Source organism: Plesiomonas sp., from assembly GCF_051650925.1.
In the GTDB taxonomy this organism is placed as follows: domain Bacteria; phylum Pseudomonadota; class Gammaproteobacteria; order Enterobacterales; family CAMTGL01; genus Plesiomonas.
In genome coordinates, this window is the sequence record NZ_JBOFRH010000050.1 from 1 (window position 1) to 3,330 (window position 3,330).

Genomic DNA, 3,330 nt, shown 5'->3' on the forward strand with positions numbered 1-3,330 from the left:
AGTGCCAAAATGCGGGAATGAATGGTTTTCTCAGTAAACCCTTTTCGACACAGGATTTGGTTACAGTCCTGAGTCAGCACGCAAACCCGTGATAGTGTTAGTGGATACCAAATTGCAAAAATAAAAAAGCACAGCCCCACATTGGGTACTGTGCTTTTTTTACTGTGAACTGTTTTTACTGGGAATATGTTCCGTTAATGTTGAGCACAGTATTATTTATTACATGATTTACTGCGTGATCTTGTGTGTTTCAAAATTGCCGATCAATTGTTCTATGTATTCAATGCGTTTTTTACGGCCGAGCAGCTCGGCAAAAAATCTGAGTCTAGTCGGGCCGTCTAACCGGAATTGCTGTGGTTGTTGTAACAGTGAGATCAGATAGACAGGGCTGATATTGGGCTGTTCATTAAACTCGATATAACCACCGCTGTCAGAGGCTTCTACACGCTTAATACCTAAGCGATGCGCACGCAGGCGAATTCGTGCAACACTGAGTAAGTGGCGTGCAGGATCGGGCAGTAAACCAAAGCGATCAATAATCTCTGATTTAAGATCATCGAGTACCGCTTCATTTTCGGCGCTGGCAATCCGCTTGTAGAGCGATAGCCGCATATTCACATCTGGCAGATAATCATCTGGCAGCAGAGCGGGAATGCGCAGTTCCACTTCAGTTTGTCCACGGGTCAAATCATCGAGTGACGGCTCTTTACCGTTACGCAGTGCATCAACTGCACTCTCTAGCATCTCCATGTACAAGGTAAAACCGATAGACTCAATCTGCCCGCTCTGATCATCGCCCAGTAGCTCACCTGCACCCCGAATCTCCAGATCGTGCGTTGCCAGAGCAAAACCAGCTCCCAGATCTTCGAGTGAGGCAATAGCCTCTAGACGCTTGCGTGCATCGTCAGTCATACGTTTTGGCGGTGGTGTGAGTAAATAGGCATAAGCCTGATGGTGTGATCGGCCGACTCGCCCGCGCAACTGGTGCAATTGAGCCAGCCCGAAATGATCGGCATCATCAATAATAATGGTGTTGGCAGTCGGGATATCAATACCCGTTTCAATAATGGTGGTACACACCAACACATTAAAGCGCTGATGATAAAAATCAGACATTACCCGTTCTAAATCGCGCTCACGCATCTGGCCATGGCCAATAGTGATACGTGCTTCTGGCACTAATTCGGCCAGTTTTTCAGCGGTTTTCTCGATACTATCAACCGCATTATGCAGATAATAGACCTGACCCCCTCTGAGTACTTCACGCAGAATGGCCTCACGGATGGTTAAATCGTCATACTCACGTACAAAGGTTTTCACCGCCATACGGCGTGCTGGTGGGGTGGCAATAATGGATAAGTCACGCATACCGCTCATGGCCATATTCAGCGTGCGCGGAATAGGGGTTGCAGTTAGGGTGAGAATATCAACATCGGCGCGCAGTGCTTTGATCTTCTCTTTCTGGCGGACACCAAAACGGTGCTCTTCATCCACAATTAACAGGCCGAGGTTGCTGAATTTAATATCATTTTGCAGCAGTTTATGTGTACCAATTAAAATATCAACTTTACCTTCAGTCACATTTTGCTGTATCGCTTGCTGCTCTTTTGCACTGCGAAAGCGCGACATCACTTCAATATTCACCGGCCAGTTGGCAAAACGATCACGGAAGTTTTCAAAGTGCTGTTGTGCTAACAAGGTAGTGGGCACGAGTATGGCTACCTGGCGGTGGTTTATCACAGACAAAAATGCTGCACGCATGGCCACTTCAGTTTTACCAAAACCAACATCACCACAAACCAGCCGATCCATCGCATAAGGCTGAGTCATATCGGTTAATACGGCATTGATCGCGTTGCGCTGGTCTTCGGTTTCATCAAAAGGAAAGGTGCTGCAAAATTGCTGGTACTGTTCACGATCGTGCTTAAAAGCAAAACCGGGCTTTAGGGCTCTGCGAGCATAAATATCGAGCAACTCGGCGGCAACATCACGCACTTTTTCTGCGGCTTTACCACGGGCTTTTGCCCATGCCTCACCCCCGAGTTTGTGCAGCGGCGCAGTTTCATCTGCACCACCACTATAACGGCCAATTAAGTGCAGTGATGAAACCGGCACATACAGTTTGGCTTCACCCGCATACGTGAGCACCATATATTCTGCGGTGATCCCGCCGGTTTCTAGCGTTGTTAACCCACCATAACGCCCCACACCGTGTTCAAGATGCACCACCGGTTGCCCAATCCGCAATTCAGCAAGGTTACGGATAATCGTTTCGGTGTTGATGGTTTTTCGGTTATCGCGTCGGCGCTGACTAATCCGCACACCGAGCAGGTCACTTTCGCAAATCAGGGCCAGAAGAGGCTGAGCCGCTGCATCATAAGTGGTGATATCTTTATCTGACTGTGCGGTATTTCCAGTATTTAGGATAAAACCCGTTTCGGCACTTCCAACCATTAACACCGGCTCTGGCTTGCGGGTATCTCTGATTTCGTGCAGGTGATGAATGGTTTTCGGGCGTAATTTCAGTGGTGAAAGTAAATCGAGCAGCGTTTCTCTGCGGCCTTCACTCTCAACAGAAAACACAACTGCACCGGTAAAGTTTTCAAGGAAATGGCGCAATGCCTGTAACGGTTCTTTATGCTGATGCTGGAGTTTTATCTCAGGAAGCGCTGTTAGGGGGAGATTTTCGCGGCCTGCACGTAGATCTAGCGGGGCTTGTTGCAAATGAACATTCGGGTACTGTTTAAGATGGCCATTCAGTTCATCAACCCGTTGCCATAATACCGAAGGATCAAGCAGTGGCCGCATCGGGTCAATTCCCCGATCATGGTGGCGTTTTGTTGCATCGGCATAAAAGCGGGTGGCGGCTTCAGCAGTATCGCCTACTGTTACAATCAGTATATTGTCTGGCAGGTGATCAAACAACGTGGTCATCTGCTCAAAAAAGAGCGGTTGCCAATATTCAATACCGGCTGGAAGTGTATTTTTACTGACTTGCTGGTAGACATGCTCCGGATCGCGGCGAATTTCAAACTGCTCACGCCAGCGGCTGCGAAAGCCCTCTATGGCCGTTTTATCGGTAGGAAACTCACGCGCAGGCAATAGATTAATGTGTGTGACTTCGTTCAGTGTACGCTGTGAATCGGGGTCAAACGTTCTGATTGAATCAATTTCATCATCAAAAAAATCGAGCCGAAACGGTGTCAGGCTACCCATCGGGAACAGATCCAGCAACGCGCCTCGGGTCGCAAACTCACCGTGCTCCATCACCTGTTCGGCGGGTCGGTATCCGGCTTGTTCCAATTGCGCGCGCAGTTTTTCCAGAGAAAG

1 protein-coding gene is annotated in these 3,330 nt (G+C 48.5%); it reads right to left on the reverse strand.

All coding sequences use genetic code 11. The annotated features are described in order from the left end of the window. Positions 1–228: 228 nt before the first annotated feature. Positions 229–3,330 (reverse strand): transcription-repair coupling factor (gene mfd, locus ACRC27_RS01250; protein ID WP_438638956.1); only part of this gene is annotated, 3,102 nt, incomplete at its 5' end.